This window comes from Bradyrhizobium sp. LTSPM299 (assembly GCF_000938235.1).
Classification (GTDB): domain Bacteria; phylum Pseudomonadota; class Alphaproteobacteria; order Rhizobiales; family Xanthobacteraceae; genus Bradyrhizobium.
On the sequence record NZ_JYMU01000016.1, the window covers coordinates 206523 to 232397 of the forward strand.

A 25875-nucleotide genomic window follows, 5' to 3' on the forward strand; every position below is an offset into this window, starting at 1 on the left:
AGTCGCCCGAGGTTCAGATGGCAGCCGACGTCGTTACGCAGATCAGCGCTCGCATCACCGAGCAGATCGTCATGGAATCGCCGTTCTACATTCCGATGACCGGGCCGGCGGCGCGGCCGCGGCGTTCGCTCAAGCACGATGACACCTTCATCGTGCTCGACAGCCATGGCGACATCGGCGCTTCCGCGGGCGGCCCGGACGGCCTGTTCAACGCCGATACGCGCTACCTCGCGCGGCTGGAGATGGTGCTGGACGAGGTGCAGCCGCTGCTGCTCGGCTCCAACATGCGCGACGACAATTCGGCGCTGACGGTCGACCTCACCAATTCCGACGTCTACCGCGACGGTCGCCTGGTGCTGCAAAAGGACACGCTGCACATCGTGCGCTCGATCTTCCTGTGGCGCGGCACCGCCTATCAGCGCATCGGCGTGCAGAATCACGGTGAAAGTCCCGCGAGCGTCGATCTCACTTTGCTGTTCGACAACGACTTTGCCGATCTGTTTGAGGTGCGCGGCGAGCGCCGGCCACGGCGCGGCGTGGGCGCGAACAAGCTGCTGGGGCCGACCGATGTCGTGCTGGAATATTGCGGCCTCGACGATCAGTCGCGGATAACCGCGCTGCATTTCGAACCGCGGCCGACCCGGCTGTCGGTGAACGCGGCGACCTATCATCTGGAGCTCGCGCCGGCGCAGGTGACCTCGCTGTTCGTCGCGGTGTCCTGCAACAAGCCGATCATGCAGAAGCCGGTGCCGTTCTTCCGCGGTCTGCTGGCGCATCGCCGCGAGATGCGGACATTGACGGCAGGTGCTGCCAGTATCGAGACCTCGAACAACATCTTCAATGAGGTGCTGTGCCAGGCGATGGCCGACCTCAACATGCTGATGACCGAGACACCGCAGGGCCGCTATCCCTATGCCGGCATTCCCTGGTACTCGACGACGTTCGGCCGTGACGGCCTGATCACGGCGATGCAGATGCTGTGGATCGATCCGCGGATCGCCAAGGGCGTGCTGAAGCGGCTGGCCTTCTTCCAGGCGAAGACGGTCGATCCGCTGGCCGATGCCGCGCCCGGCAAGATCCTGCACGAGATGCGCGGCGGCGAGATGGCGGCGCTGCGCGAGGTGCCGTTCGCGCAATATTACGGCAGCGTCGATTCGACGCCGCTGTTCGTGCTGCTGGCCGGGCTCTATCTCGAGCGCACCGGCGACGAAGAGACGCTGCGCGAGCTGTGGCCCGCGGTCGAGGCCGGACTGCAATGGATCGACGGGCCGGGCGATCCGGACCGCGACGGCTTCGTCGAATATCAGCGCGCGACGGAGCAGGGCCTTCAGAATCAAGGCTGGAAGGACTCTTTCGACGCCATCTTCCATGCCGACGGACGGCTGGCCGAGGGGTATATCGCGCTTGCGGAAGTGCAGGGCTATGTGTTTGCCGGCAAGCGGCTCGCCGCGCGTGCGGCGCGCCGGCTTGGCATGCCCGAGAAAGCCGCGAAGCTGGACGCCGAGGCCGAACGCCTCCGCGAACGCTTTGAAGAGGCCTTCTGGTGCGAGGAACTGGGCACCTATGCGCTGGCGCTCGACGGCGCCAAGCAGCAGTGCAGGGTGCGTACGTCCAATGCCGGCCAGCTGCTGTTCTCCGGCATCGTGCGCGAGGACCGCGCGCGATTGGTCGCGGCCGACCTGATGAGCCCAAAGTTCTTTTCGGGCTGGGGCATCCGCACCGTCGCGGTCGGTGAAGCGCGTTACAATCCGATGTCCTATCATGACGGCTCGATCTGGCCGCATGACAACGCGCTGATCGCGCTGGGTTTAGCGCGTTATGGTCTGAAGCATTCGGTCGCGCATCTGTTCAAGGGATTGTTCGACGCTGCCAGCTATATGGAGCTGCGGCGGCTGCCGGAGCTGTTTTGCGGCTTCCGTCGCGAGCGCCGGCGCGGCCCGGTGCTTTATCCGGTCGCCTGCGCGCCGCAGGCCTGGGCGAGTGCAACGCCCTTTACCCTGCTGGAGGCGGCGCTTGGGCTCGAATTCGACACCTCACGCGGTGAGATTCGCCTGCGTAACCCGCGGCTACCGGAATTCCTCAACGAGGTGGTGTTGCGTGACCTCAGGCTCGGCGCCTCCAGCGTCGACTTAAGGCTGCGCCGTCACAATGGCGAAGTGTCGCTCGAAGTGTTGCGCACGCGCGGGCAGATCCAGGTCTCGATTGTGCTGACGCATTGAGCGTCGTCGCGCCGCTGCCTCGCGTGAGGCCAGAAATATCGTGGGAGAATTTGATGCGTTCGAGAATACTGTTCGCGCTCGTCGCTGTGGCGTTGCTGGCATCTGCCGGCGTCCGCGCGGCTGATGATTTGACGCCCCCACCGGCAACGGCTGTGCCGAAGGAACAGGCCAAGGAACCGGCGAAGGAACCGACGCCGCCGCCGTCCGTTACTGTGATTGGAGCCCGCGACGCGCACGGCATTCTCGGGCGCGCCGTGCTTGGTGCGGCCAATGAGGACATGGGCCGTATCGTCGACGTCATCGTCGACCGCGACGGCAAGGTTCGCGCCGCCGTGATCGATTTTGGCGGATTTCTCGGCGTCGGAAGCCGCAAGATTGTCGTCGATTGGGACGCGTTGCACTTCGCCGGCGTTTCCAACAAGAGCGACAGCATCTCGCTGGATTTGACCAAGCAGCAAGTGAGCGCGGCACCCGAATACAAGGAAGATACGCCGCTGATCGTGCTGGGTGCGGCTGGAAGCCTCCACCCGTGGGATTCCGAACATTAGGGGGAATGAAGCTGGTCGCGCGTCCGAACTCCGTCGAGACGGTTGGCGAAGGTCGTGGCAAGGGATCAGCCGGCGGCGGCAACATTGTGCCGCTGGTTCTGGATAAGCCCGGGCCCCAAGAGCCGCGTACGCCGTCGCGCGAAAGCCAGCACGGGCTCGACTGGTTCATCTTTTTCCTGGCCGACGTGCAGACCGGCTTCGGCCCGTTCGTCGCGGTCTACCTGACAACGCAGAAATGGACCCAGGTCGAGATCGGCTTCGTGCTCTCGATCGGCGGCGTCATCGGCTTGCTCTGTCAAATGCCCGGTGGCGCGATCGTCGATGCGGCGCGCTCGGAGCGCGTCGTCGCGGGGTGTGCGGTCGCCACCATCGGCATCAGCGCGCTGGCCTATGCGCTGTGGCCGATCTTCCCCGTGGTGGCGCTGGCTGCGACACTGCACGCGCTCGCAAGCTGCGTGCTCGGTCCTGCGATCGCCGCCATCAGCCTTGGTCTGGTCGGGCCGCTTGCAATCGGGGAGCGGTTGGGCCGCAACGCGCGTTTCGCCTCCCTTGGTAACGGTTCTGCCGCGGCGCTGATGGGCGCCTGCGGCTACCTGCTGTCGAGCCGCTCGGTATTCCTCGTCACCTTCATTCTCGCGATCCCAACCTTGCTATCGCTGTCGCGGATCCGCGAACGCGAGATCGACATTGCGCAAGCGCATGGCGCGGTGACGCGCGAAAAGCCGGACAAGAAGGCGACCAGCGTCTGGAGCCTGGTGTGCCAGCGGCCGCTGCTGATCTTTGCCGGCAGCATGCTGCTGTTCCAGCTCGGCAACGCCGCGATGCTGCCGCTGATGGCCGGCGTGGTCACGACACGGTCGAGCCAATGGGCGCCGATCCTGATCGCCGCCTGCATCATCGTGCCGCAGGCCATCGTCGCGCTGGCGTCGCCATCGGTCGGCCGCAAGGCGCAGGCCTGGGGCCGGCGGCCACTGCTGCTGATCGCGTTCGCTTCGCTCGCGATCCGCGGTCTGCTGTTTGCGACGGTGACCGATCCCTATCTGTTGGTCGCCGTGCAGGTCTTCGACGGCATCACCGCGGCTGTCTTCAGCGTGATGGTGCCGCTGGTGGTCGCCGACGTCGCTTTCGGCAGCGGCCATTTCAACCTGGCGCAGGGCATCGTTGGTACGGCGGTTGGCGTCGGCGCGTCGCTCAGCACGATCCTGGCCGGCTATGTCAGCGACAAGCTCGGCAGCAGCACAGCCTTCATGGGGCTCGCCGGGGTCGCCGCGCTTGGGCTTGTGGTGATCTGGCTGGCAATGCCGGAGACACGGCGCACGGCGTGAGGACCAACGTTAGAGCGTCAGCTTGTAGCCTATGTGGCTATCGACGAAGCCCAGCCTGTCATAGAAGCGGTGGGCATCAGAGCGTGTCTTGTCGGTCGTCAGCTGAACGAGATTGCAGCCTCTGGCTCTGCACTGGTCGATCGCCCACTCGAACATCTGCTGCCCAACGCCGGATCCCCGGTGCGTCTCCGCAATTCTGACCGCCTCGATCTGTCCGCGCCAGGCGCCCTTACGCGCCAGTCCGGGGATGAAAGTAAGCTGAAGGGCGCCAATCACCTCGTCGCCTGAGGTCGCCACCATCTGCAACTGGTTCGGATCGGCAAGAATGGCCTGAAACGCGTCGACATAGTTCGGGTTCAGTGGAGAGCTGGCGTCCTCGCGCCCCTGTCCCAGGATATCGTTTGCCAGGAGAGCGACGATTGCCGGAAGATCGGCCGGCTGAGCGCGGCGGAAAGCAATGTGCGTCATTGAGCAGATCTCCGCGGAGACAAAGGACTGAGTTTCCCTATCATCTCTCGCGAGGAAGTCGCTTCTAACTTTTTCGGGATCGCGCTCTACGCCGCGCGTGGCATCACCAACCGCTTGTACAGCGCGCCGTAGCAGGCGGCCGAGAGGTCCCAACTGTAGGACTTGGCCATCGCGCTGCTGCGCATGGTATTGAGGCGGTCCTTGGTGCGGTAGGCGTCGAACGCGCGCCTGACACCGCCGAGGAAGGATTCGGCAGAAGGCTGCGGAAACAGGAAACCGGTCTCGCCGTCGGTGATGGTCTCGGCAAGCCCGCCGGTCTGGTGGCCGATCGGCAGCGAACCGAAGCGCTGCGCATACATCTGGCTGAGCCCGCAGGGCTCGAAGCGCGACGGCATCAGGGTGAAATCGCTGCCGGCAAAGATGCGGCGCGCCTGCGCGTCGTTGAAGCCGATTACGACGCCGATGGCGTCCGGCCGGCGCCGGTGCGCGGCCACCAGCGCGTCCTCGAGGGCCGGCTCGCCGCTGCCGGTCACGATGATCTGGCCGCCGGCTTCGATGATCTGGTCTGCGGCCGACAGCACGAGGTCGACGCCTTTCTGGTGCACGAGACGGGCGACGAGGCCGAAGATCGGTCCGCGCGACAGCGCCAGCCCGAACTGCCGGCGGACGTAGTCGGCGTTGGCCTGCTTGCCCTTCCAGTCGCCGGCGCCGAAGGGTTTTGCGAGCTGCGCGCAAAAGCGTGGATCCCAGCTCTCGTCGATGCCGTTCAGGATACCGGTCAACTGGTCGGCCTCGGAGCGGACGCGCAGCAGGCCCTCCAGCCCGCAGCCGAGCCCTGTGGTCGTGATCTCCCTCGCATAGGTCGCGCTGACCGTGGTCAGGTGCGAGGCGTAGACGAGCCCGCCCTTGAGGAAGGAGAGCTTGTCGTAGAATTCCAAGCCGTCGATATGGAAGGAGCTTTCCGGTGCGCCGATCCGTCGCAGCGAGTCCTTCGGAAACAGGCCCTGATAGGCGAGGTTGTGGATGGTCAGGATCGAGGGAATCTGCGCGCCGCGCCAGGCGAGGTAAGCGGGTGTGAGCGCCGCCTGCCAATCATTGGCGTGAACAAGGTCTGCTGCCCAATTCTTGTCCAAAGTCCCGGCTGCAAGTTCGGCAGCGGCGGAGGCAAAGCGGCCGAAGCGGATGTCGTTGTCGGGCCAGTCGCGGCCGGACTCGTCACCGTAGGGATTGCCCGGACGGTCGTAGAGTTGCGGGCACAACAGCACATAGACCGGCAGTCCGTCCTTGGTCGATGCGCGCCCGAGCGTGCAGGCCGGCATCTCCGCGAGCGGAGGGCATTGTCCAACGATTTCAATATGAGTGAACTGTTCGATCACGTCCCGATAGCCGGGAAGCATGATCCTGACGTCGCTCCATGGGCGCAACGCCCGGGGCAGAGCAGCGGAAACGGCGGCGAGCCCGCCCACGCGGACGAAATCGTCCATTTCCGTTGTGACGAACAAGACCTTCAACAAGCGCCCTCGTTCCAGCCCGTGAAGGGCTATGCAAGATTAGGTCCAGTTTGGTGTTGATTAAAATGCAAGATGGCCGGCGGCCTGGTCTGGACGAGACGCTTTCCTGTCCGTGCGGCTCACTTTAGGGTCGCGCGGCGTCGAGCAATCAAGAACCGCGCGTGCAGGAAACGTTGGAGGAAGCCTTGAACACGAGAATAGCCGGCAACGATGAGGGGAATTTGACACGGAGCTTCGGCGGCCTTCGCGTGCTCGATTTTTCGACCACGATCGCCGGCCCTCATTGCACGCGCATGCTCGCCGACATGGGCGCGGAGGTGATCAAGATCGAAACCACTGAGGGCGAGACGATGCGAACGCGTCCGCCGGTCAGGAACAACTGCTCGACGGCGTTCGGCCAGCTCAACGTCGGCAAGAACAGCCTTGTGCTCGACCTGAAGTCGCCTGAGGGCGTCGAGGCGGTGCGCCGATTGCTCCCGACCGCTGACGTGCTGGTCGAGAATTTCCGTCCCGGCGTGATGCGGCGGCTGAAGCTCGACTATGCTTCGATCCAGGGCATCAATCCGAAGCTGATCTATTGCTCCATCTCCGGCTACGGCCAGACCGGACCATCGGCGGAGTTGCCGGCCTATGCGCCGGTGATCCACGCCGCCTCCGGCTACGAGATGGCGCATCTCGCCTACCAGCCGGGCCGCAGCCGGCCGGACTATTGCGGCATCTACCACGCCGACGTGCTGACCGGCGTCTACGCTTTTGGTGCAATCTCGGCGGCGCTCTATCAGCGCAGCGGGAGCGGCAAGGGGCAGCACATCGACGTCTCGATGTTGGAATCGATGCTGAGCCTGACCTTGAACGAACTGCAGTGGTCGCAATTCGAGGTGAAGCCGGCGCAGCGGCCGATGTTCGGGCCGATCGAGACCACCGACGGCTATGTGATGGTGGCGATCGCCAGCGAGAAGACGTTCAAGAACTTGATGCAGGTGATCGGCCGGCCCGAATGGGTCGCCGATCCGCGCTTTGCGAAATATTCCGATCGGCGGGAGAATTGGGCTGGTCTGATGGAGGGCGTGGAAGCCTGGTCGCGCGCGATCAGCACGCAGGCCTGCCTTGTTGCCCTCAATGAATATGGTGTGCCGTCGTCGGCCTATCGCACCGTGAGCGAGGCGCTTGCCGATCCGCAGATCGCGCATCGCGGCGGTTTGGCCGAGGTCGAGGATGGCGGCGGCACCTTCAAGGTGCTCAATCTGCCGTTCCGGATGTCCGGAGCGACGGTCGCTGCCGGCAAGCGGATGTCGACGCTCGGCGAGCACACGCTGTCCTATCTGAAGGAGATCGGCCTCTCCAAGGACGAGATCGCAGGGTTCGCGGTGTCGAAGACCGCGCGCGCCTAGAGCGTTTTCGAGCGAAGTAGACGCCGGTTCGCGTGAAGGAAACGCGTCAAAACAGGAATCTGGAGCATCGGTTCTGAACCGATGATCTAGCCTGCCGCCTTTCATCCTTCTTACGGTCTTGCGCGCGCGGCAATTCCAGACAATGTTGTCGCCTATCACATGACGATCCGGAACACCGGACGTTGCCGACCTCGGAGGGAGCATCGATGAAGCCGGTCATCCGCACGCAAGCACTTGCGCGTTTATTTCTTGTCGCGGGATTTGCTTCGGCGGCGTTCGCGATGCCCGCCAGCGCGCAGAAGTCGGGCGGTACGCTGACCGTCGGCCAGGAACTCGATATTCCCGGCTTCGATCCGCTCAAGGTCGGCGTCTACGACACATCGGCCAACACCGCGGCGGCCGCGATCTTCGACACGCTGATGACGCTCGACGACAAGGGAGAGCCGCAGCCGAAGCTCGCTTTGTCGTGGGCACATTCGGATGACTTCAAGACCTGGACCATCAAGCTGCGGCCGGGCGTCAAATTCCACGACGGCACGCCGTTCAATGCGCAGGCAGTGAAGGAGAATTTCGACCGCCAGAAGGATCCGGCCAACAAATGCCGCTGCGCCTTCTACATCACCAGCATCACCAGCGTGCAGGTGGTCGACGACCTCACCGTCGTCTATAATTTCAGTGACCCGTCGGTGAACTTCCCGGCGACGCAGTCGATCCAAAGCTCCAACAACGTCATGCAGTCGCCGACAGCATGGAAGACCAAGGGCGACGACTATAACCGCAACCCGGTCGGCACCGGTCCCTACGTCCTGAAATCATGGAATGCCGGCGACCGCATGGTGCTGGAGAAGAACCCGGACTATTGGGACAAGGGCAAGCCGTACCTCGACCGTGTCATCCTGAAGCCGTTGCCGGACGCGCAATCGCGCTTTGCGTCGCTGCAATCGGGCGAAGCCGACGTTATCTGGGATGACGAATACGACGCCGACAACATCCTCAAGGCCCAGAAGGATCCGAGCCTCGCCGTGCTCACCTATGCCGGCTCGGGCGCGCAGGTCTATGCCTTCAACACCAAGGCGCCGCCGCTCGATGACGTGCGGGTGCGCCAGGCGCTGGTGATGGCGCTCGACCGCAAGAAGATGTCGCAGGCGATCACCAACGGTCTGGCGCGGCCGGCCAGCAATCCCTATGGCGACGGCTCCTGGGTCAAGTGCAAGGACGACGGCGCACTGCCGGAAGACGTCGCCAAGGCCAAGGAACTGATCAAGGATTACGGCAAGCCGGTCGAGTTCAAGATGATCATATCCGCGACGCCGCGCGGGCGCACCGTCGGCCAGGTGATGCAGCAATTCTGGAAGCGGGTCGGCGCCAACATGGAGATCGAGCAGATCGATCAGGCCACCATCGTGCCGCGGGCCTTCATGCGCCAGTTCCAGCTGACGCCGTGGCGCATCGTCGATCTCGCCGATCCCGATCCGCAGATGTACGCGAATTTCCACACCGGCAGTCCGGTGGCGCTGGCGAACTTCTCCGATCCGGAGCTCGACCGGCTGCTCGAGCACGCGCGGACCACCGCCGACGTCGCCAAGCGCACCGAGGATTATTGCGCGGTCAGCCGCCTGATCAACAAGGAGGCGATCTGGTTCTGGACCTTCCAGAATACTTATTACGCGATCACGAGCGCGAAGGTGAAGGGCGTGGCGAAGATGTTCAACGGGGTGCTCGACGTTTCGACCGCGTGGAAGGAATAAGACCTTCATGCTGTTCTTCGTCGCGCGGCGGCTCTTCTACCTGATACCGGTGCTGATCGCCGTCTCGGTGCTGACCTTCGTGATCGCCTCGCTGCTGCCGGGCGACCTTGCTTACGTAATCCTGGGCGACCAGGCGACGCCGGAGAACGTCGCGGCCTTGCGCCATGACATGGGGCTCGATCAGCCGATCTGGCTGCGCTATTTCGGCTGGCTCTGGCACATCCTGCAGGGCGATTTCGGCCGCTCGTTCCGCACCGGCCAAACGGTATTGCAGGCGGTCAGCGATCGCGTGCCGGTCTCGTTCGAGCTGATGATCTTCGCCGAGCTGATCGGGCTTGCGATCGGCGTGCCGCTCGCGATCGCCTGCGCGGCGAAGGCCGGCAGCGTATTCGACCGCTTCATGACCGGCTCGGCGTTCGGCATGCTGTCGGTGCCGACCTTCCTGTCCGCGATCCTGCTGATCTATTTGTTCGCGGTCGAGCTGCGCTGGCTGCCGGCGACCGGCTATGTGCCGTTCACCGAGGACCCGCTCTCCAACCTGCGCTTCATGGTGCTACCGTCGCTGACCTTGGCGCTTGCGGAGTGGCCGGGCATCATGCGCGTGCTGCGCTCCGACATGATTGCGGCGTTGCAGGAGGACTATATCGCGCTGGCCAAGGCGAAGGGCCTGAAGCCGTCGCGCATCCTGTTCGTTCATGCGCTGAAGCCCTCGTCGCTGACGCTCGTCACCATCACCGGCATCAATATCGGCCGCCTGATCGGCGGCGCCGTGATCGTGGAGTCGATCTTTGCGTTGCCGGGGATCGGCCGTCTTTTGGTCGGTGCGATCTACACCCGCGACCTCATCATCCTGCAGGGCGTGGTGCTGCTGGTCGCCGCCGGCTTCGTGCTCATGAACTTCATCGTCGACTTGCTCTACGCCGTTCTCGATCCGAGGATCCGCCATGGCCACGCTTGAGCTCAGCCTCGAGGACGAGGCCGGTGCACGACCGGCGCGGCGCGGACGCCGGCTCGGACTGCTGTTCTGGTTCGCGATCGGCTGGATGGTGCTGGTGTTTGCGGTTGCGATCTTCGCCGATCTGCTGCCGCTACCAAGCCCGACCGACATGGATATGCTGGAGCGGCGGGCGCCGTTCTCGGTCGAGCATTGGCTCGGCACCGACGGGCTCGGCCGTGATGAACTGTCGCGGCTGATCTATGGCGCGCGGATTTCGCTGATCGTCGGCCTCTGCGCGCCGGTGATCGGGGTAACGATCGGCGGCGCGCTCGGCATGCTCGCGGGCTATTTCCGCGGCCGTTTCGAATCGCTCGTGGTCGGCAGCATGGATGTGCTGCTGGCATTTCCACCGCTGATCCTGGCGCTGGCGGTGACGGCCTTTCTCGGCCAGTCAATCTTCAACCTGACCTGCATCCTCGGCGTGCTCGGCGTTCCCGCCTTCATGCGGGTGGCGCGGGCCTCGACGCTGACGCTGGCGCGGCGCGAATTCGTCATTGCCGCGCAGGCGCTCGGTGCGTCGCACGCCCGCATCCTGCTGCGTGAGCTTCTGCCGAACGTGCTGCTGCCGCTGCTTGCCTTCTTCCTGCTCGGCGTCGCCGTCACCATCGTGGTCGAGGGCGCGCTGTCTTTCCTCGGGCTCGGCGTGCCGCCGCCGATCTCGAGCTGGGGCAGCATGATCGGTGAGGGGCGTGAGAGCCTCGACGTGGCGCCGCGGCTCGCCTTTATCCCCGCGATTGCGATGTTCCTGACCGTGCTCGCGTTCAACCTGATCGGCGACACCATGCGCGCGCTGACCGACCCGCGGCAGGGTGCGCTGTGAGCGACGCGCTGCTCTCGGTTGAGGATGCGGTGGTCGACCTGCCGACGCCGCGCGGCAATCTGCGGGCGGTCGATCATGTCGATCTCGCCGTCGGTGCAGGCAAGACGCTCGGCATCGTCGGTGAGTCCGGCTGCGGCAAGACCATGCTGTCGCGGACGATCCTCCAGCTGCTGCCGAAAAAGGCGAAACTGTCCGGCCGCGTGATGTTCGACGGGCAGGACCTCCTGAAACTGCCGCCGGAGAAACTGCGCAAGCTACGCGGCCGCTCGCTCGCGGTCGTGTTCCAGGATCCGATGACCTCGCTCAACCCAGTGTTGACCATCGGCACCCAGTTGATCGAGACCATCCAGGAGCATCTCGAGTTCGATCTGGCCAAGGCCAGACAACGCAGCGTCGAACTGCTTGCGGCCGTCGGCATTCCCGCGCCCGAGCAGCGCCTGACCCAATATCCGCATCAGCTCTCCGGTGGCATGCGCCAGCGCGTGGCGATCGCGATCGCGCTGTCCTGCGAGCCGAAGCTGTTGATCGCGGATGAACCGACCACCGCGCTCGACGTCACGATCCAGGCCCAGATCCTCGATCTGCTGGCGCGCGAGCAGCAGCGCCGCCACATGGCGATGATCCTCATCACGCATGATCTCGGCGTGGTCGCCGGCCGTGCCGACGAAGTCGCCGTGATGTATGCGGGACGGGTGGTCGAGCGCGCGCCGACGCCGGCATTGTTCAAGCAGATGCGGATGCCTTACACCGAGGCGCTGCTCGCGGCACTGCCCAAGCTCGACGCCGCGCCGCATACGCCGCTGCCGGCGATCTCGGGACGGCCGCCCGATCCGACCCGGCCGCTGAGGGGATGCTCGTTTTCGCCGCGCTGCCGTTATGCCACTGAGCGCTGCAGCACCGAGAAACCGCCGCTCCGCACGGCGGAGACGCCGGACCATCTCTACGCCTGCTTCCATCCGATTGCGGCGCGAGTCCCCGCATGATGCAACAGGTCCCGTCCGATCCGCTGCTGAAGGTGGAAAAACTCGTCGTCGAATACGCCGTCGGGGGCAAGACCGTTCACGCGGTGTCCGGTGTCAGCCTCGAGATCGCCCGTGGCGAGACGCTGGGTCTGGTCGGCGAATCCGGCTGCGGCAAGTCCACCCTCGGCCGTGCCGTGCTGCAATTGCGCAAGGCCGTATCGGGCAAAGTGCTGTTCGACGGCCACGATCTCACCGCCATGCAGGGCGATGCGCTGCGCAAAATGCGCCGGCGCGTGCAACTGATCTTTCAGGACCCGATCGCTTCGCTCAACCCGCGGCGGCGGATCGGCGATATCGTCGCCGAGCCGCTGGTGATCTCCGGCGTCGCCGATCCAGCCAAGCGCAAGCAGATCGTTGACGACGTGCTGTCGGCGGTCGGCCTTGATCCGGCGCTCGTCGGTGGACGCCTGCCGCATGAATTCTCCGGCGGACAATGCCAGCGCATCTGCATCGCCCGCGCGCTGGTGCTGAACCCGGAATTCATCATCTGCGACGAGCCGGTCTCCGCGCTTGACGTCTCGATCCGCGCGCAGATCCTCAATTTGCTGGAGGAGATGAAGGCGCGCTACGGCCTGACGCTGCTGTTCATTGCCCATGATCTCGCGGTCGTGAAGTCGGTCAGCGACCGCGTCGCGGTGATGTATCTCGGCCGGCTCTGCGAGGTCGGCCCGTCCGAGCAACTGTTTGCACAACCGGCGCATCCCTATACCGCGCTGCTGATCGAGGCCATCCCGGTGCCTGATCCGGATGTGCGCCCTCACAGCAGCGTGCCGGTCGGCGAGCCGCCGTCGCCGATCGCGCCGCCATCGGGCTGCCGCTTCCGCACCCGCTGTCCGCGGGCGGACGCGCGCTGCGCCGATGAGGTGCCGGAACTTGCTATGGTCGCGCCCGGACAGTTCGCGGCTTGCCATCACCCGCTGATCTAAATACTCAGAGGCAAGAAGTACGTTTGTCCCGAGCGGGCAGGCGTGGCAAGGTCCGCCGCAAGAACAGTATCCCGGGAGAACAGTGATGAAGAGTTTCCAGGTCGTCGATTTCCATGCCCCGCTGCAAGAGGTCGATCATCCGACGCCGCAACCCTCGGGCACCCAGGTGCTGGTCAAGGTCAAGGCCGCCGGCGTCTGCCACAGCGACCTGCATATCTGGGAAGGCGGCTACGATCTTGGCCACGGCCGCAAGCCGCTGTCGCTGAAAGATCGCGGCGTGTCGCTGCCGCGTACGATGGGGCATGAGACGGTCGGCGAGGTCGTGGCGTTCGGGCCCGACGTGACCGAGGCTGACAAGGCCGGTCTCAAGATCGGCGACGTCGCGCTGGCCTATCCCTGGCTCGGCTGCGGCAAATGCCCGACCTGCCTCGGTGGCGACGAGAACATGTGCGCGGTCAAGCCGAATGCGCTCGGCGTCTACTGCGACGGCGGCTATGCCGATCACATGACCGTGCCGCATCCGAAATATCTGCTCAACCTCAGGGGGCTCGATCCCATCACGGCGGCGCCCTACGCCTGCTCCGGCGTCACGACCTACAGCGCGCTGAAAAAGGTCGAGAAGGATTTCGACTCGCCGATCGTGATCTTCGGCGCTGGCGGCCTCGGCCTGATGGCGCTGTCGCTGTTGAAGGCAATGGGCGGCAAGGGCGCCATCGTGGTCGATATCGATGCCAGGAAGCGCGAGGCGGCCGAGGCCGCCGGTGCGCTCGCGACCGTCGACGGAAACGCGCCAGATGCGTTGGAGCAGCTGACGAAGAAGGCGGGCCAGCCGATCCGCGCCGCGATCGATCTGGTCGGCAATGCCCAGACCGCGCAACTCGGCTTCGATTGCCTGACCAAGGGCGGCAAGCTCGTGATGGTCGGCCTGTTCGGCGGCGGCGCCCCCTGGGCGCTGCCGCTGATCCCGATCAAGGCGGTCACGATCCAGGGCAGCTATGTCGGCAACCTCCGCGAGACGCAGGAGCTGCTCGACCTCGTGCGCACGAAGAAAATTCCGGCGATCCCGGTGACGCCGATGCCGCTTGCCAAGGTCAACGAGGCGCTGACGGATCTGCAGAAGGGCAGGCTGGTCGGGCGTGCGGTATTGACGCCGTAACTCTCAGCCGTCATTCCGGGATGGTCCGAAGGACCAGACCCGGAATCTCGAGATTCCGGGTTCGCTTCGCGCCCCGGAATGACAGTCGTGTTCTGGAGATCCCCATGTCCGCCAACAACGCACTTCACATCGCAGTCCTCGGCGGCGACGGCATCGGGCCGGAGGTGATGGCGCCTGCGCTCGAGGTGCTGCGCAAGATCGAGGCGAGGACGGACCTCAGATTCCGTTTCACCGAGGCGGCGGCCGGCGCCACGAATTACAAGGAAACCGGCAAGTCGATGCCGGAGAGCACGATCAAGCTGTGTGAGGAGGCAGATGCGATCCTGCTCGGTGCCTGCGGCCTGCCGTCGGTGCGTTATCCTGACAATACCGAGATCGCGCCGCAGATCGAGCTCCGCATGATCTTCGACCTCTATGCCGGCGTGCGTCCGGCGCGGCTGATTCCGGGGGTGCCGAGCACGATTGTCGGCGCCGATCAGAAGGGGATCGATCTGGTCGTGATCAGGGAATCCACCGAGGGCCTGTTCGCCTCGATGGGCAAGGGCGTCGTCACCGACAGCGAGGCGCGTGAAACCATGGTGATCACGCGGCACACCTCCGAGCGGCTGTTCGAATTTTCCTTCCGCCTCGCCGAACGCCGCAAGGCGCGCGGCCGGGTCAATGGCAGGCTGACCTGCGTCGACAAGGCGAACGTGTTCAAGGCGTTTGCATTCTTCCGCGAGATTTTCGACGAGACCGCAAAACGTCATCGCGACGTGAAGGCCGACCACCTCTACATCGATGCGACCGCAGCGGCGTTGGTGAAGCGTCCGTGGGACTTCGACGTCATGGTCACCGAGAACATGTTCGGCGACATCCTGTCCGACCTCACCGCCGGCCTGATCGGCGGCATGGGCATGGCGCCGTCGGCCGACATCGGCGACCGCTATGCGGTGTTCCAGCCGTGCCACGGCACCGCGCCCGACATCATGGGGCAGGGCAAGGCCAACCCGACCGCGATGATCCTCTCGGTCGCGATGATGCTGGATTGGCTCGCCGACAAACACGGTCTGGAAGGTGCGACTGAGGCGGCTGAAAGCATCGAGCGCGCCGTCGACAAGGTCTATGCCGACGGCATCAAGCCGTTTGAGTTCGGTGGCCGCAATGGCACCGCCGACGTCGCGAAGGCGGTGCTGGCGGCGCTGTAGAGTAGGGGTGGCCGGACGCTCGATCTTCATTCCGTCATGCTGAGGTGCTCGCGGAGCGAGCCTCGAAGCATGTACGGCCACAGCCGGGCCGTCGACCCTTCGAGACGCGCTACGCGCTCCTCCAGCGACAAAGGCGAAGCCTTTGCGCGGGGGTGACGGGAAGAGGAGGCCGAAGCCCCCTCGCTGACCATTGTTTGAGCATGATCTCCGCGCAAACGCGATGCGTTTGTCGCGAGGGAAAACCGCTACGCACTTTTCCGGATCATGCTTTAGCGGCGGTGTCCGCCGCCGTGATGTCCACCATGACCATGTCCACCGTGGTGGCGCGGCCCCTGATGATGGGGGCGCTGGAAATGCGGACGCTGATGCCATCCGTGATGGCGCGGTCCGGCGTAACCATAGGCGCCGTAAGCGCCCGGACGCCAGTGGCAGCGGCCCCAGGAATCGCAGACATAGCGCACCTGGTCGACACCGGCCGTTTCGCCTGCGATGTGGCTGGCTTGCGGAAGCCCGTTCGGCATCGCCGACGCCGCGCCCGGCATCAAGGCTGCGCTTCCCAAAGCGGCCAGTCCAATAACAGCAAGCTTGATATTCATTGCGATCTCCTTGGTTGAAGTCTGAAAACGTCCATGCGGCCGCTTCGTTGCTGCGACAAAAAGACGAGCCCGTGCATTTGGTTTCACGGACGTAAGTTCAACAGGGAGAATGCGGAGTTCTAAAGTCGCTTCGACTGTCGGGCGACAATTGGCCGCGCGACAGAATGGCGAAGCGTTGCGTTACTGCGCGAGATGCGCGGTCAGCGGATGTTCGACGGCCTTGTTGAAGAAGGCCGCTTCCTCGGCGGTGGCTTCCAGCAATTGCTGGTCCTGGTCGTAGATGTCGTTGCGGAACTGGACGGTCTGGTCCTTCGTCATCCATGCCGTGAGATAGATCCAGGCGACCGGGACCTTCTTCAGCATCCGGACGTCCTGACGTTGTCCGGTGGCGATCGCCGCATCGATGGAGGTACGCGTCCATTGCGGCTGGTCCTTGAGCAGCCACGCCGCAAGGTCGCGGACGTTGTCGACACGCGAGCAACCATGCGAATCGAAGCGGTAGTCGTCGCTGAACAGGCTGTGCTGGTTGGTGTCGTGCATGTAGACCGAATAGGAGTTCGGCATATCGATCTTGACCGCGCCGAGCGCGTTCCACGTGCCGTTCTGCTGACGCACCGTGACGTTCGGCGTGTGGTTGCCGGACCAGTCGACCGAATTCGGATCGACCGGGTTGTCGTGGGCGTCGAGCACCTCCATGTGCATGCGCGACAGGTAGGTGGGGTCCTTGCGCATATGCGCCGAGATTTCCGTCTTCGTGATCGACGACGGCACCGTCCAGGTCGGATTGAGATTGACGCTGGTGATCTCGGCGGTGAGCGTCGGCGACGGCTTTTCGGTCTTGCCGACGATGACGCGATAGCGCCGCACGACCTTGTCGTCCTCGACGGCCTCGGCGAAGGTGGCAGGGATGTTAACGACGACGTAGCGCTGCCCGAATTGGAAATCGGTCTGGGCGAGCCGCTCCAGCGACGCCTCGAGTTGCTTGATCCGCTTCTGGACGGGAACGTTGAGCGCGGCCAGCGTTCGCGGCGTCACCGTGCCTGTTGCGGCTAGGCCGTGGCGCACCTGGAAGCGCTTCACCGCCTCGGCGAGAGCCTCATCATAGGGGCCGGTGGCCTTGTCGGTGGCGAGGTCGCCGGTGATGATCAGGCGCTTGCGCAGCAGGTCGTCATTGGCCCCCTCGACACCCAATGCGAATTTCGCGTCCGCCGGAATCGTCGGCCATCCGCCGCGGACGGCGAGATCGGAATAGCTGAGCGCCGCCTCGCGAATGCGTTGCGCGGTGCCCTGGTCGTAGGTCGGTTCGTGGGAGAGCGCGAGCGCGGCGGCTGACCGCGATTCGGGAGTGGAGGCGGGTGCGGCCGGCTTTGCCTGGTTTGCTTGCGTGGCCGCCGGAGTTGCCGCGGGCGTAGCATGATGAGGTTGGGGTGCCGCGGCCGGTCCGGGTGCGCCAGCGGTCTGGGCGAATGCCGGCAGAGCCGAAAGCATCGTGGCCAAGGCAACGAGTGTCACTCTCTGCATATCGCGTTTCCCCGGATTGCGCGTGGCGCTGGAGTCAAAATCGGCCCTTTGGCCGGACGTAAGAAATGGCGGCAAGTTCGAGCGGGCGTGATGGTTTATCCCAAGAGCGTTGCGTCTTGATTAAGTTTTGGTTGCGGCTGTTGCAGCGCCGCAACCTTCCGACCACGCTGGCGCCCCGAATCGGTTTCTTGTTTCGCTGATATGTCGTGTTGGCGGATAGTATGGTTCGCAACATGCCAAGAAAAAGAGCAGGGGGAATGCCGGAGGAAATGCCATGTCACAGACACGTCGGAATGTCCTCGCAGGAAGCGGCGCGCTGCTGCTGCTGGCCGACCTGCCGGCGCTGGCGGTGGGCGTCTATCCAAATCATGCGATCAAGCTGATCGTGCCGTATCCGGCCGGCGGTACCACGGATCTGCTGGGCCGGCTGGTCGCCGACCATCTGAAGGGCGGGCTTGGCGTGAGCGTCACGGTCGAGAACAGACCCGGTGTTGGAACCACGCTCGGCGCCGAGTTGGTCGCCAAATCCGATCCGGACGGGTACACGCTGCTGATGGCGACCTCGACGACGCTTGCCATCAACAAGGCGCTGTACAAGGAGTTGCCTTACGATCCCGTCAAGGATTTCGCGCCGATCGCCCTGATCGCCGGCGTCCCCTTCGTGCTGGTCGTCAATCCTGCGATTCCGGTGAAATCGCTGACCGAATTCATCGCCTATGCCAGGTCGAAACCGGGATTGGCCTACGGATCCGCTGGTAACGGGAGTCCGCAGCATCTCGGTGCGGAGATGCTGAAGGCGGCATCAGGCATCGACATCCGCCACGTGCCTTATCGTGGCAGCATGCCGGCGCTGCTTGATGTCGTCGCCGGTCACATTCCCTTCATGGTGGTCGACCTGCGTCCGGCGCTGCAACAGATTCGCGAGGGCAAGGTGAGGGCGCTTGGCGTCACCACGGCGAAGCGCGTCGCAGCAGCGCCGGATCTTCCGACTCTTGCGGAGAGCGGGTTGCCGGGCTTCGACCTGGTGGCGTGGCAGGGCGTGGTTGCGCCTGCAGGCACGCCGCGCGGCATCGTCGATCAGCTCGCGGGGCAGATCGGCCGGCTGACCACCGATCCGGCGACCCGAGCCAAGCTCACGTCGCTCGCGCTCGAGCCGTTGCCTGCATCGACGCCGGATAGTTTTGCAGCCTACATCAGGGCCGAGGTCGATCGCTGGGCCGTGATCGTGCAGAAATCCGGTGCCCAGATCCACTAGTGCCATTTCCGTTCCGATGGAATCGGAACGGGGTTCTAGATTCTTGGTTTGACGCGTTTTCCCAGCGCGAACCGGTATCCACTTCGCTGGAAAACGCTCTAGCAACAAAAAAAAGCGCCGCCATCTGCGATGGCAGCGCTGTGATATTCTTCCGGCTGCGATCAGCGCACCACGTTGCGGTCACGGCGGATCCGTCCGGTCGATCGCCTTCGTGGCGCAGCGATCCGACCTAGGACGCCGCTCAGGCTTCGTTGGCGGCAATCGATTCCATCAACGAGACCAGCTGACGCTGGACGGTCTGGTCCTTGATCTTGCTGTAGGCGCGCAGCAACCGCAGGCTGAACGCGCTGTCCAGGAACAGAAGGCTTTCGACTTCGCGGGCCTTGCCGTCACCGTCGTAGAAGAAGGTGACCGGCACATCGAGCGCGCTCGCGATCGACTGAAGGCGCGCGGCGCCGACGCGGTTGACACCCTTTTCGTACTTCTGAACCTGCTGGAAGCTGACGCCAAGCTTGTCGCCGAGCTCGGCCTGCGAGATCTTCTGCTCCACACGCCGCAGGCGAATCCGCTTGCCCAACTCAATGTCCGGTTTGCCGGCACTGCGCTGCTTCATCTTCTTTGCTGCTGATCTGTTCATTCTGGTGACCCGTCCTTCAATCAGGAATCCCTGGCCCGGATAGGTCAGGGACTCGTCCATGATGTACCGCGTTAAAGCTCATGTGCTTCGTCAGTTCATCGTGAGAACGACGAAAACCCAGTCGTGGATCATACCCAAGCGCATCTGCGCAAAGGAATCATCCTGACACCGACGTGGCCGACTACCTAAAGTCGATCGCGCCAAGGTGCCTCTCGACACCCCGCCTTCCACATTTGGCAAAATATTGACCGAACCACAACTAGCGCGAGTTTGATCGTCACAGATTTTGCGCGCATGCTTACCGGCGGCACTGACACGCGGCCCGTATTTCTACGGGCGCACATCTATCTTACGGGCATCCATGTTTGGATGCAACCCCTGCTGGTGGCCGAAATCGAGGGGCCGCGCCGCGACGAGACTCCGCAAAACTTTGGCGTAAGTCCAAATCAGGCTTCCGGAAGTTGCTGGACAATTGCCCAAAAGTTCTGAATCATCCAGAGCGCGCGTGCGCCTGACCACAAGCCGGCGAGCCCTTGCGGGAGAGGCCAATGAAGCGAAAGAGGGAAACGCCTCGACTCTACCTCGCGGCTTCGGGAGTGGAAGATATGCCGGTCGCAAGTACGGAAGAAAGGTTGCTGTCGCTTCTGGCGACCCTGGAGGAGTGCCAGGCATTTCTGCTCGACCGGGCAAGCGCGGAGACCGCGCGGCTTCTGTCTCTCGCCATCCTTGAACTTCGGATGGAGCTCCACAAGGTGACCGATTCCGAGCTGAAAGCATTGTGCGACATGATGGCATCGGACGAGCAGCAGTCGGCCAAGCCGCTGCCGCCCTATTTGAAGCTCGTCAAGTAAACCCTCCTTCAATCGTCGGTTGAATCACATTGACGTGTGCGCGATTTGGTCGCACCCCCCGCGGTGCGCGCGGGGGGCCGTTTGTCCGAACCGTTGCCTCAGCCCGCGGTCACATCCACCGTCTCGGCGCCGTCGAGCACCCGGTGGGCCTGGTCACGGTCGAGGTCACCCTCCCATGCCGCGACGACGACGGTGGCGACGCAGTTGCCGATCAAATTGCCGAGCGCGCGCGCCATGCCGATGAACCAGTCGACCGACAGCACCAGCACGAGGCCGATCGCCGGAATGCTCGGGACCGCATTGAGCGTCGCCGCCAGGATGACGATCGCCGAGCCCGGCACGCCATGCGCGCCTTTCGAGGTGATCAACGAGACGCCGAGCACCAGGAGCAGGTCGCCAAATGACAGCGGGGTGTTGGTCGCCTGCGCGATGAACACGACCGCCAGCGTGAGGTAGATCGAGAAGGCGTCAAGGTTGAACGAGTAGCCGGTCGGAATCACGAGACCCACGACGGACTTCTTGACGCCGAGCGCTTCGAGCTTGCGCATGATCTGCGGCAGCACGGCGTCCGACGACGCCGTCGCCAGCACGATCGTCAGCTCCTCGCGCAGGTAGCCGAGGAGTTTGAGGATGTTGATCCCGGCGAGCGCCAGCACCCCGCCGAGGACGCCGAGCACGAAAATCGCGAGTGAGACATAGTACAGCGCGACCAGCGACAGCAATTGCTGGAGTGAGCCGACGCCGTATTTGCCGACCGTGTAGGCGACCGCGCCGAGCACGCCAAGCGGGGCGACGCGCACGATCAGGCCCATGGCGCGAAACAGCACGGTCGATATTGCGTCGATGAAGGAGGAGATCTTCTCGCTCTTCTCGCCGCCGACCAGCGCCAGGCTGGTGCCGAAGATGATTGCGAAGAACAATACCTGCAGCACGTCGTTGCGCGACAGCGCGTCGAACGAGGTGGTCGGAATGATGTTCATCAGGAAGCTGCCGACGCCTTCGCCCTTCAGCTTCTGCGCATTGCTGGCGTAGCTGGAGAGCGCCTTGGCATCCAGCGTCGAGGTGTCGATGTTCATGCCGTGGCCGGGGCCAAACAGGTAGGCCAGGACCAGACCGACCACGAGCGCGACGGTCGTCATCGTCTCGAAATAGACCAGCGCCTTGACGCCGACGCGTCCGACCTTCTTGAGGTCGCCGGCGCCCGCGATGCCGTGCACCACCACGCAGAACACGATTGGCGCCACGATCATCGAGATCAGTTTCAGGAAGGCGTCGCTGAGGATCTTCAGGCTGATGGCGAAATCCGGCACGGCCATGCCGAGCACGATGCCGAGCAGGAGCGCGACCAGCACTTGGACGAACAACGACGAGTAAAGTGGTTTGCGCGTTTCGGTGGCTACCGCTGCAATGGTCGACATGAATTCCCCCTGATTTAAGCCGGCCCGAACCGGCAATATCGTAGCAACTTACGTGCCAAAATGGTCGCATGAAGTCTCGTGCCGACGGACCGCAATGCTGGTTGCGGCGGCAACCTCGTGGGCCGAGCAAGCCTTTCCAGATGTTGCGGAATCTGTCCGGATCAGCCGTCGTTTTCGAGCGTGCAGGTCAGGGTATAGACGACGCCGCGGGGCAGGAAATCGACCGTGGCTTCGCCGCCAAGCTGATCGCGGGCGCTGCGCTCGATCAGCCGCGAGCCGAAGCCGCGCTGGATCGGAGCCGTCACAAGCGGGCCGCCCGCCTCCGTCCAGATCATCCCGAGTTTCCGGTCCGAGCCGTCCTCGCGGATGTCCCAATCCAGCGTCACGGTGCCGGTCTCGTTGGACAGCGCGCCATACTTGGCGGCGTTGGTCGCCATCTCATGCACGATCATCGACAGCACCACGGCCAGCCGCGGCGACAGCGGTACACGCGGTCCAAACATCCTGACCCGCTCGGGAGCGTTGAGCAGATAGGGTTGCAGCACGCGGCCGATCACGTCCTGAAGGTCGGAGCCCTGCCATTTCTCCGTGCTGAGCAGATTGTGCGCCTCGGCCAGCGCGCCGAGCCGTCCCTCGAATTTCGAGCGCTCGGCGCGGCTGGCGCTGCGGAAAGTCTGCGTGGCGATCGACTGCAGCAGCGCCAGTGTGTTCTTGACGCGGTGGTTGAGCTCCTCGATCAGGAGATCGTGCAGCATCTCGCCGCGCGCGATCGTGGTTGCCATCCGCAACGCAAAGCCGAGGCCGACCAGGAGCAGCACGCCGCCGATCACGCTGGTGATCGCCAGTGTGCGCCAGAGCGGCGCCACCAGCGAGCCTTCCGCGATCCCCGCGGCCACTGTCCACCCGGTGATCTGCGATCGTGCGACGCTGGTGATCAGGTGCACACCCTCGAGCGACACTGTCGGAAAGGTCGCCTCGTCGTGGCGGGACATCTCGGCCTGGAGCGAGGGCGAGGCGCGCTGGCCGACGCCGTCATGCGCGCTCGGGACGCGCGCAAAGTTGACGCCTTCGCCGTCGAAGATCGAAATGGTCCAGTCCTGGCTCGGACGCTGTTTCTCGACAATGGTCTGGAAGATATCGATCGGCGGGCTGAAGCAAACGTCGTAGAGCACTTCGCCGTCGCGCATGACCGGCACTTCGACGGTGACGACCGGGCGCTTCTTCACCGCGCCGACGAACAAATTGGAGTATTGCGGGCGCTTGGTCGAAAACACCTTTTCGACGATAGCGACGTTGTTGCGCAGCGGCAGGCTCGCGGTATCTGACGTGACCGAGGAAAATAGCTGGCGCCCCTGACGATCCGCGACGATCAGCACGCCGTCCTTGCCGTACTGGTCGAGGAAGCCATTGGACATGCGGCGGAAGCGGTCGAAGTCGCCGTTGCGCAGGGATTCGGTCAGCGCCAGCACCTGCACCCCGCCGGTCATGCGCTGCATCTCGGCGTCCAGCACGAGGCGGATGCTGCGGACGGTTTCGAGCACGCGCTGGGTGGCGTCCTTGCGGTCCTGTCCGTAATTGTGGAAGACGATTCCGACCGCGAACACGATCAGCGGCAACATCGTTCCCGCCACCAGCAGCGCGAGACGGACTGGCAATGTCAGTTTCGGCACGGGGGTCCCAGGTCGATGCCCATTGGCGCGAGCTTAGGAGAAGCGGGCTAGATTCACGAAGGAAATAGCTAGAGCCTTTTCCGTTCCGATGGAATCGGAACCGGGCTCTAGAATCTTGTTTTGACGCGTTTTCTTCACGCGAACCGGTATCCACTTCGCTCGAAAACGCTCCAGTTGTCAGGAAAGTTCCACGGCGCCCGGTGTGCGCCGCGGAATCGCAGATGTCAGAGATTGCTCTCGGTGATCGCCGCGTAAACCATCGTGCGAAGTTCGCGCCGCAGCGGATAGGCGCTCGACGGCAGCACCTGCGTCATGAAGATCGTAATCAGCTCTTCGGCCGGATCGATGAAGAACGACGTCGTCGCAGCGCCTCCCCAGTTGAATTCGCCCGGGCTGCCGGCGATCAGGGTCTGCGACGGGTTCATGGTGACGGCGAAGCCGAGGCCGAACCCGATGCCGTTATAGGCGGCTTCACTGAACAGCGAACGCGACATCGCCGGCAGGTCGACGCCACCCGGCAGATGGTTCGAGGTCATCAGCTTCAGCGTCTTCGGGCCCAGCAGCCTGATGCCGCCGAGTTCGCCGCCATTGAGCAGCGCCCGGCAGAAGGTGAGGTAATCGGCCGCGGTCGAGCACAGCCCGCCGCCGCCCGAGATCAGCGAGGGCGGCGACAGGAACGAACTCGTGGTCGGGTCGTCCTGCAGCGTCAGCGAGCCCTTGCGCTCGGTGGCGTGAAAGGTCATGCCGCCCTGCGGATCGGCCGAATAGCAGGCGGCAAAGCGATGCGCCTTGTCGGCCGGTACAAAGAAGTCGGTGTCGTTCATGCCGAGCGGCTTGAAGATACGCTCCTTGAGGAACTGCTCGAACGGCACGCCGGAGATCTTGCCGACGAGATAGCCGAGCACGTCGGTGGCGACCGAATAGTTCCAGGCCTCGCCCGGCGAGAACTCCAGCGGGATTTTCGCGAGATCTTCGATCATGCCGTCGAGCGTGCCGGCCTTGATGACCTCGCCGATCTTCTTTTCGCGGTAGGCCGCATCGACGTTGGACCGCTGCTGGAAGCCGTAAGTGAGACCCGACGTGTGCCGCAGCAGGTCGACGATCAGCATTGGCCGGGTCGGCGGGCGCGTCATGAAAGCCGGCGCATTGCCGGCGACGAAGACGCCGAGATTCTTCCACTCCGGAATGTATTTGGCGACCGGCTCGTCGATCGCGACGCGGCCTTCCTCGACCAGCGTCATGAAGGCGACAGACGTGATCGGCTTGGTCATCGAATAGATGCGGAAGATGGTGTCGTCCTTGACCGGCACCTTGCGCTCGAGATCGGCAAAGCCCTGGACCGCCGAATGGACGATCTTGCCGCGGCGGTAGATCAGGGTCTGGGTCCCGGGAAATCGGCCGGAATCGATGTAGCGGGTCTTCAGATGCGCTTCGAGGCGGTTCAGCGCTGTGGTCGACATTCCCGCGGATTCGGGCGAGGCAGGGGTGGGGGCTAACATCGGGCTTATCTCCGGCTGGCAAAGGGGGCCTTGATAGCCGAAAAGTGTCTGTTGCACCAACCGGCCGCCGCTTACCTGCACTGCGGCGGTGGTGTAGGCTGCCGCCTGCAATCGCGCCCCCCAAGGGACTTCAACCCCCAAGGGACTTCAACAAGCGACCTCAACGGAAACGCAGAGATGACAGAGTTCAACGACACCGAGCTCACCGCCGCCGTGATCCACAGCTTCGACAAAACGCCCGATCCGCGGGCCAAGTTCCTGCTGCAGGAACTGGTGAGGTCGCTGCACGACTATGTGCGCAAGACCGATCTCACATTCGAGGAGTGGGATTACGCGATCGATTTCCTGACCCGGACCGGCCAGAAGTGCACCGATATCCGCCAGGAGTTCATCCTGCTCTCCGACGTGCTCGGCGTGTCGATGCTGGTCGACGCGGTCAACCACAGGGATCGCGACGGCGCCACCGAGACCACGGTGCTCGGTCCGTTCTATGTCGGCGAGCACAAGGTGGCGCCGCACGGCACCGATATCTCGGCGAGCCTGCCTGGCGAGCGCATGTTCGTGCAGAGCCGCGTCACCGACCTCGAGGGCAAGCCGCTGGCCAATGTACCGGTCGACATCTGGCACGCCGATGACGATGGGTTCTATGACTCGCAGAAGCCGAGCTACGCCACGGAAGGCCCGTCGTCGCGCGCCCGCTTCGTCACCGATGCCGATGGCCGCTTCTTCTTCCGCACCATCGTGCCGTGCAGCTATCCGATCCCGACCGACGGCCCGGTCGGGCAGATGATCACCCAGACCAACCGTCACCCGATGCGGCCGGCACATGTCCACTTCCTGGTCAACGCCAAGGGCTACGAGCCGCTGATCACGCATGTCTTCATGGAGGGCGACAAGTACATCGACTCCGACGTCGTGTTCGGCGTGAAGAATGAGCTGATCGCCAAGGTCGAGAAGCGCACCGATCCGGTGATGCCGGACGGCAAGACGTCCGACGGTCCGTGGAATTTGATGACCTATGAGTTCCGCGTGAAGCCCGGTGGCGGAATGGCGCCTGCGCCGCTCGGGACCAAGGTAGCCGAGCCCGCTTGAAGCGGGATCGGTGCCATC

22 protein-coding genes are annotated in these 25875 nt (G+C 64.0%); 14 read left to right on the forward strand and 8 right to left on the reverse strand.

The window, feature by feature from the left end:
- The first annotated feature begins 17 nt into the window (after positions 1-17).
- From UP10_RS11370 to UP10_RS11380, 3 genes are read left to right on the forward strand one after another with little or no spacing between them, the layout of a single operon-like run.
- The gene (locus tag UP10_RS11370; RefSeq protein ID WP_044587428.1) at positions 18-2219 is read left to right on the forward strand and encodes an amylo-alpha-1,6-glucosidase; all 2202 of its coding nucleotides are present in this window, start codon (positions 18-20) and stop codon (positions 2217-2219) included.
- 53 nt (positions 2220-2272) lie between these two features.
- Positions 2273-2767: a PRC-barrel domain-containing protein gene (locus UP10_RS11375; protein WP_082077054.1), complete on the forward strand. Its 495-nt coding sequence runs from the start codon at positions 2273-2275 to the stop codon at positions 2765-2767.
- A 5-nt stretch (positions 2768-2772) separates the two neighbouring features.
- A complete protein-coding gene (locus tag UP10_RS11380; RefSeq protein ID WP_082077055.1) occupies positions 2773-4092 on the forward strand; it encodes an MFS transporter in 1320 nt (439 codons plus the stop codon).
- Between the two features lie 9 nt (positions 4093-4101).
- On the opposite strand, the gene UP10_RS11385 is transcribed toward UP10_RS11380, so the two are convergent.
- Both UP10_RS11385 and glgA read right to left on the reverse strand, forming a co-directional pair.
- Complete coding sequence (locus tag UP10_RS11385; protein ID WP_044587429.1) at positions 4102-4560, reverse strand: GNAT family N-acetyltransferase; 459 nt, start codon at positions 4558-4560, stop codon at positions 4102-4104.
- A gap of 86 nt (positions 4561-4646) precedes the next feature.
- Positions 4647-6071: a glycogen synthase GlgA gene (glgA, locus tag UP10_RS11390; RefSeq protein ID WP_044587480.1), complete on the reverse strand. Its 1425-nt coding sequence runs from the start codon at positions 6069-6071 to the stop codon at positions 4647-4649.
- Between the two features lie 185 nt (positions 6072-6256).
- Between glgA and UP10_RS11395 the strand changes: the two genes are divergently transcribed.
- The 8 genes from UP10_RS11395 (at position 6257) to UP10_RS11430 (ending at position 15318) form a co-directional block, all read left to right on the forward strand.
- Positions 6257-7462, forward strand: a complete 1206-nt coding sequence (locus tag UP10_RS11395) for a CaiB/BaiF CoA transferase family protein (protein WP_044587481.1) — start codon at positions 6257-6259, stop codon at positions 7460-7462.
- A 206-nt stretch (positions 7463-7668) separates the two neighbouring features.
- On the forward strand, positions 7669-9210 hold the full coding sequence (locus UP10_RS11400; RefSeq protein WP_044587430.1) for an ABC transporter substrate-binding protein: 1542 nt from the start codon (positions 7669-7671) through the stop codon (positions 9208-9210).
- Between the two features lie 7 nt (positions 9211-9217).
- Positions 9218-10168, forward strand: a complete 951-nt coding sequence (locus UP10_RS11405) for an ABC transporter permease (protein WP_044587431.1) — start codon at positions 9218-9220, stop codon at positions 10166-10168.
- Entirely contained in the window at positions 10155-11027 is an 873-nt protein-coding gene (locus UP10_RS11410) for an ABC transporter permease (protein WP_044587432.1), read from the forward strand. The genes UP10_RS11405 and UP10_RS11410 overlap by 14 nt, the downstream gene beginning before the upstream one ends.
- Positions 11024-12010, forward strand: coding sequence for an ABC transporter ATP-binding protein (locus UP10_RS11415; RefSeq protein WP_044587433.1), 987 nt, complete (start codon positions 11024-11026; stop codon positions 12008-12010). The genes UP10_RS11410 and UP10_RS11415 overlap by 4 nt, the downstream gene beginning before the upstream one ends.
- Positions 12007-12975 (forward strand): ABC transporter ATP-binding protein, encoded by a 969-nt coding sequence (locus UP10_RS11420; RefSeq protein ID WP_044587434.1) that lies wholly within the window; start codon positions 12007-12009, stop codon positions 12973-12975. The genes UP10_RS11415 and UP10_RS11420 overlap by 4 nt, the downstream gene beginning before the upstream one ends.
- Positions 12976-13060: 85 nt before the next feature.
- On the forward strand, positions 13061-14131 hold the full coding sequence (locus UP10_RS11425; RefSeq protein ID WP_044587435.1) for an alcohol dehydrogenase: 1071 nt from the start codon (positions 13061-13063) through the stop codon (positions 14129-14131).
- A 104-nt stretch (positions 14132-14235) separates the two neighbouring features.
- On the forward strand, positions 14236-15318 hold the full coding sequence (locus UP10_RS11430; RefSeq protein ID WP_044587436.1) for an isocitrate/isopropylmalate dehydrogenase family protein: 1083 nt from the start codon (positions 14236-14238) through the stop codon (positions 15316-15318).
- Positions 15319-15587: 269 nt separating this feature from the next.
- On the opposite strand, the gene UP10_RS45175 is transcribed toward UP10_RS11430, so the two are convergent.
- Together UP10_RS45175 and UP10_RS11440 are read right to left on the reverse strand one after the other, a co-directional pair.
- Entirely contained in the window at positions 15588-15914 is a 327-nt protein-coding gene (locus UP10_RS45175) for a hypothetical protein (protein ID WP_082077056.1), read from the reverse strand.
- Positions 15915-16094: 180 nt separating this feature from the next.
- A complete protein-coding gene (locus tag UP10_RS11440) occupies positions 16095-17435 on the reverse strand; it encodes a L,D-transpeptidase family protein (RefSeq protein ID WP_044587438.1) in 1341 nt (446 codons plus the stop codon).
- 274 nt (positions 17436-17709) lie between these two features.
- Here UP10_RS11440 and UP10_RS11445 point away from each other — a divergent pair, with 274 nt between their 5' ends.
- Positions 17710-18690, forward strand: a complete 981-nt coding sequence (locus UP10_RS11445) for a Bug family tripartite tricarboxylate transporter substrate binding protein (RefSeq protein WP_044587439.1) — start codon at positions 17710-17712, stop codon at positions 18688-18690.
- Between the two features lie 241 nt (positions 18691-18931).
- Here UP10_RS11445 and UP10_RS11450 read toward each other — a convergent pair whose 3' ends face one another.
- Positions 18932-19327: a helix-turn-helix domain-containing protein gene (locus tag UP10_RS11450; protein WP_156164579.1), complete on the reverse strand. Its 396-nt coding sequence runs from the start codon at positions 19325-19327 to the stop codon at positions 18932-18934.
- A gap of 548 nt (positions 19328-19875) precedes the next feature.
- Here UP10_RS11450 and UP10_RS11455 point away from each other — a divergent pair.
- Positions 19876-20178, forward strand: coding sequence for a hypothetical protein (locus tag UP10_RS11455; protein WP_063775373.1), 303 nt, complete (start codon positions 19876-19878; stop codon positions 20176-20178).
- A gap of 98 nt (positions 20179-20276) precedes the next feature.
- Here the strand turns inward: UP10_RS11455 and UP10_RS11460 are convergent, their stop codons facing one another.
- The 3 genes from UP10_RS11460 to UP10_RS11470 form a co-directional block, all read right to left on the reverse strand.
- The gene (locus UP10_RS11460) at positions 20277-21596 is read right to left on the reverse strand and encodes a dicarboxylate/amino acid:cation symporter (protein ID WP_044587441.1); all 1320 of its coding nucleotides are present in this window, start codon (positions 21594-21596) and stop codon (positions 20277-20279) included.
- Between the two features lie 161 nt (positions 21597-21757).
- Complete coding sequence (locus UP10_RS11465; protein WP_156179786.1) at positions 21758-23215, reverse strand: sensor histidine kinase; 1458 nt, start codon at positions 23213-23215, stop codon at positions 21758-21760.
- A gap of 275 nt (positions 23216-23490) precedes the next feature.
- Positions 23491-24765, reverse strand: coding sequence for a serine hydrolase domain-containing protein (locus UP10_RS11470; RefSeq protein ID WP_044587443.1), 1275 nt, complete (start codon positions 24763-24765; stop codon positions 23491-23493).
- 177 nt (positions 24766-24942) lie between these two features.
- Between UP10_RS11470 and UP10_RS11475 the strand changes: the two genes are divergently transcribed.
- The gene (locus tag UP10_RS11475) at positions 24943-25857 is read left to right on the forward strand and encodes an intradiol ring-cleavage dioxygenase (RefSeq protein ID WP_044587444.1); all 915 of its coding nucleotides are present in this window, start codon (positions 24943-24945) and stop codon (positions 25855-25857) included.
- Positions 25858-25875: the final 18 nt, after the last annotated feature.

Coding starts and splice junctions, on each gene's coding strand:
- UP10_RS11370 (WP_044587428.1), top strand. CDS start 18: ATGGCAGCCGACGTCGTTACGCAGATCAGCGCTCGCATCACCGAGCAG.
- UP10_RS11375 (WP_082077054.1), top strand. CDS start 2,273: ATGCGTTCGAGAATACTGTTCGCGCTCGTCGCTGTGGCGTTGCTGGCA.
- UP10_RS11380 (WP_082077055.1), top strand. CDS start 2,773: ATGAAGCTGGTCGCGCGTCCGAACTCCGTCGAGACGGTTGGCGAAGGT.
- UP10_RS11385 (WP_044587429.1), bottom strand. CDS start 4,560: ATGACGCACATTGCTTTCCGCCGCGCTCAGCCGGCCGATCTTCCGGCA.
- UP10_RS11400 (WP_044587430.1), top strand. CDS start 7,669: ATGAAGCCGGTCATCCGCACGCAAGCACTTGCGCGTTTATTTCTTGTC.
- UP10_RS11405 (WP_044587431.1), top strand. CDS start 9,218: ATGCTGTTCTTCGTCGCGCGGCGGCTCTTCTACCTGATACCGGTGCTG.
- UP10_RS11410 (WP_044587432.1), top strand. CDS start 10,155: ATGGCCACGCTTGAGCTCAGCCTCGAGGACGAGGCCGGTGCACGACCG.
- UP10_RS11420 (WP_044587434.1), top strand. CDS start 12,007: ATGATGCAACAGGTCCCGTCCGATCCGCTGCTGAAGGTGGAAAAACTC.
- UP10_RS11425 (WP_044587435.1), top strand. CDS start 13,061: ATGAAGAGTTTCCAGGTCGTCGATTTCCATGCCCCGCTGCAAGAGGTC.
- UP10_RS11430 (WP_044587436.1), top strand. CDS start 14,236: ATGTCCGCCAACAACGCACTTCACATCGCAGTCCTCGGCGGCGACGGC.
- UP10_RS45175 (WP_082077056.1), bottom strand. CDS start 15,914: ATGAATATCAAGCTTGCTGTTATTGGACTGGCCGCTTTGGGAAGCGCA.
- UP10_RS11440 (WP_044587438.1), bottom strand. CDS start 17,435: ATGCAGAGAGTGACACTCGTTGCCTTGGCCACGATGCTTTCGGCTCTG.
- UP10_RS11445 (WP_044587439.1), top strand. CDS start 17,710: ATGTCACAGACACGTCGGAATGTCCTCGCAGGAAGCGGCGCGCTGCTG.
- UP10_RS11450 (WP_156164579.1), bottom strand. CDS start 19,327: ATGAACAGATCAGCAGCAAAGAAGATGAAGCAGCGCAGTGCCGGCAAA.
- UP10_RS11455 (WP_063775373.1), top strand. CDS start 19,876: ATGAAGCGAAAGAGGGAAACGCCTCGACTCTACCTCGCGGCTTCGGGA.
- UP10_RS11460 (WP_044587441.1), bottom strand. CDS start 21,596: ATGTCGACCATTGCAGCGGTAGCCACCGAAACGCGCAAACCACTTTAC.
- UP10_RS11465 (WP_156179786.1), bottom strand. CDS start 23,215: ATGTTGCCGCTGATCGTGTTCGCGGTCGGAATCGTCTTCCACAATTAC.
- UP10_RS11470 (WP_044587443.1), bottom strand. CDS start 24,765: ATGTTAGCCCCCACCCCTGCCTCGCCCGAATCCGCGGGAATGTCGACC.
- UP10_RS11475 (WP_044587444.1), top strand. CDS start 24,943: ATGACAGAGTTCAACGACACCGAGCTCACCGCCGCCGTGATCCACAGC.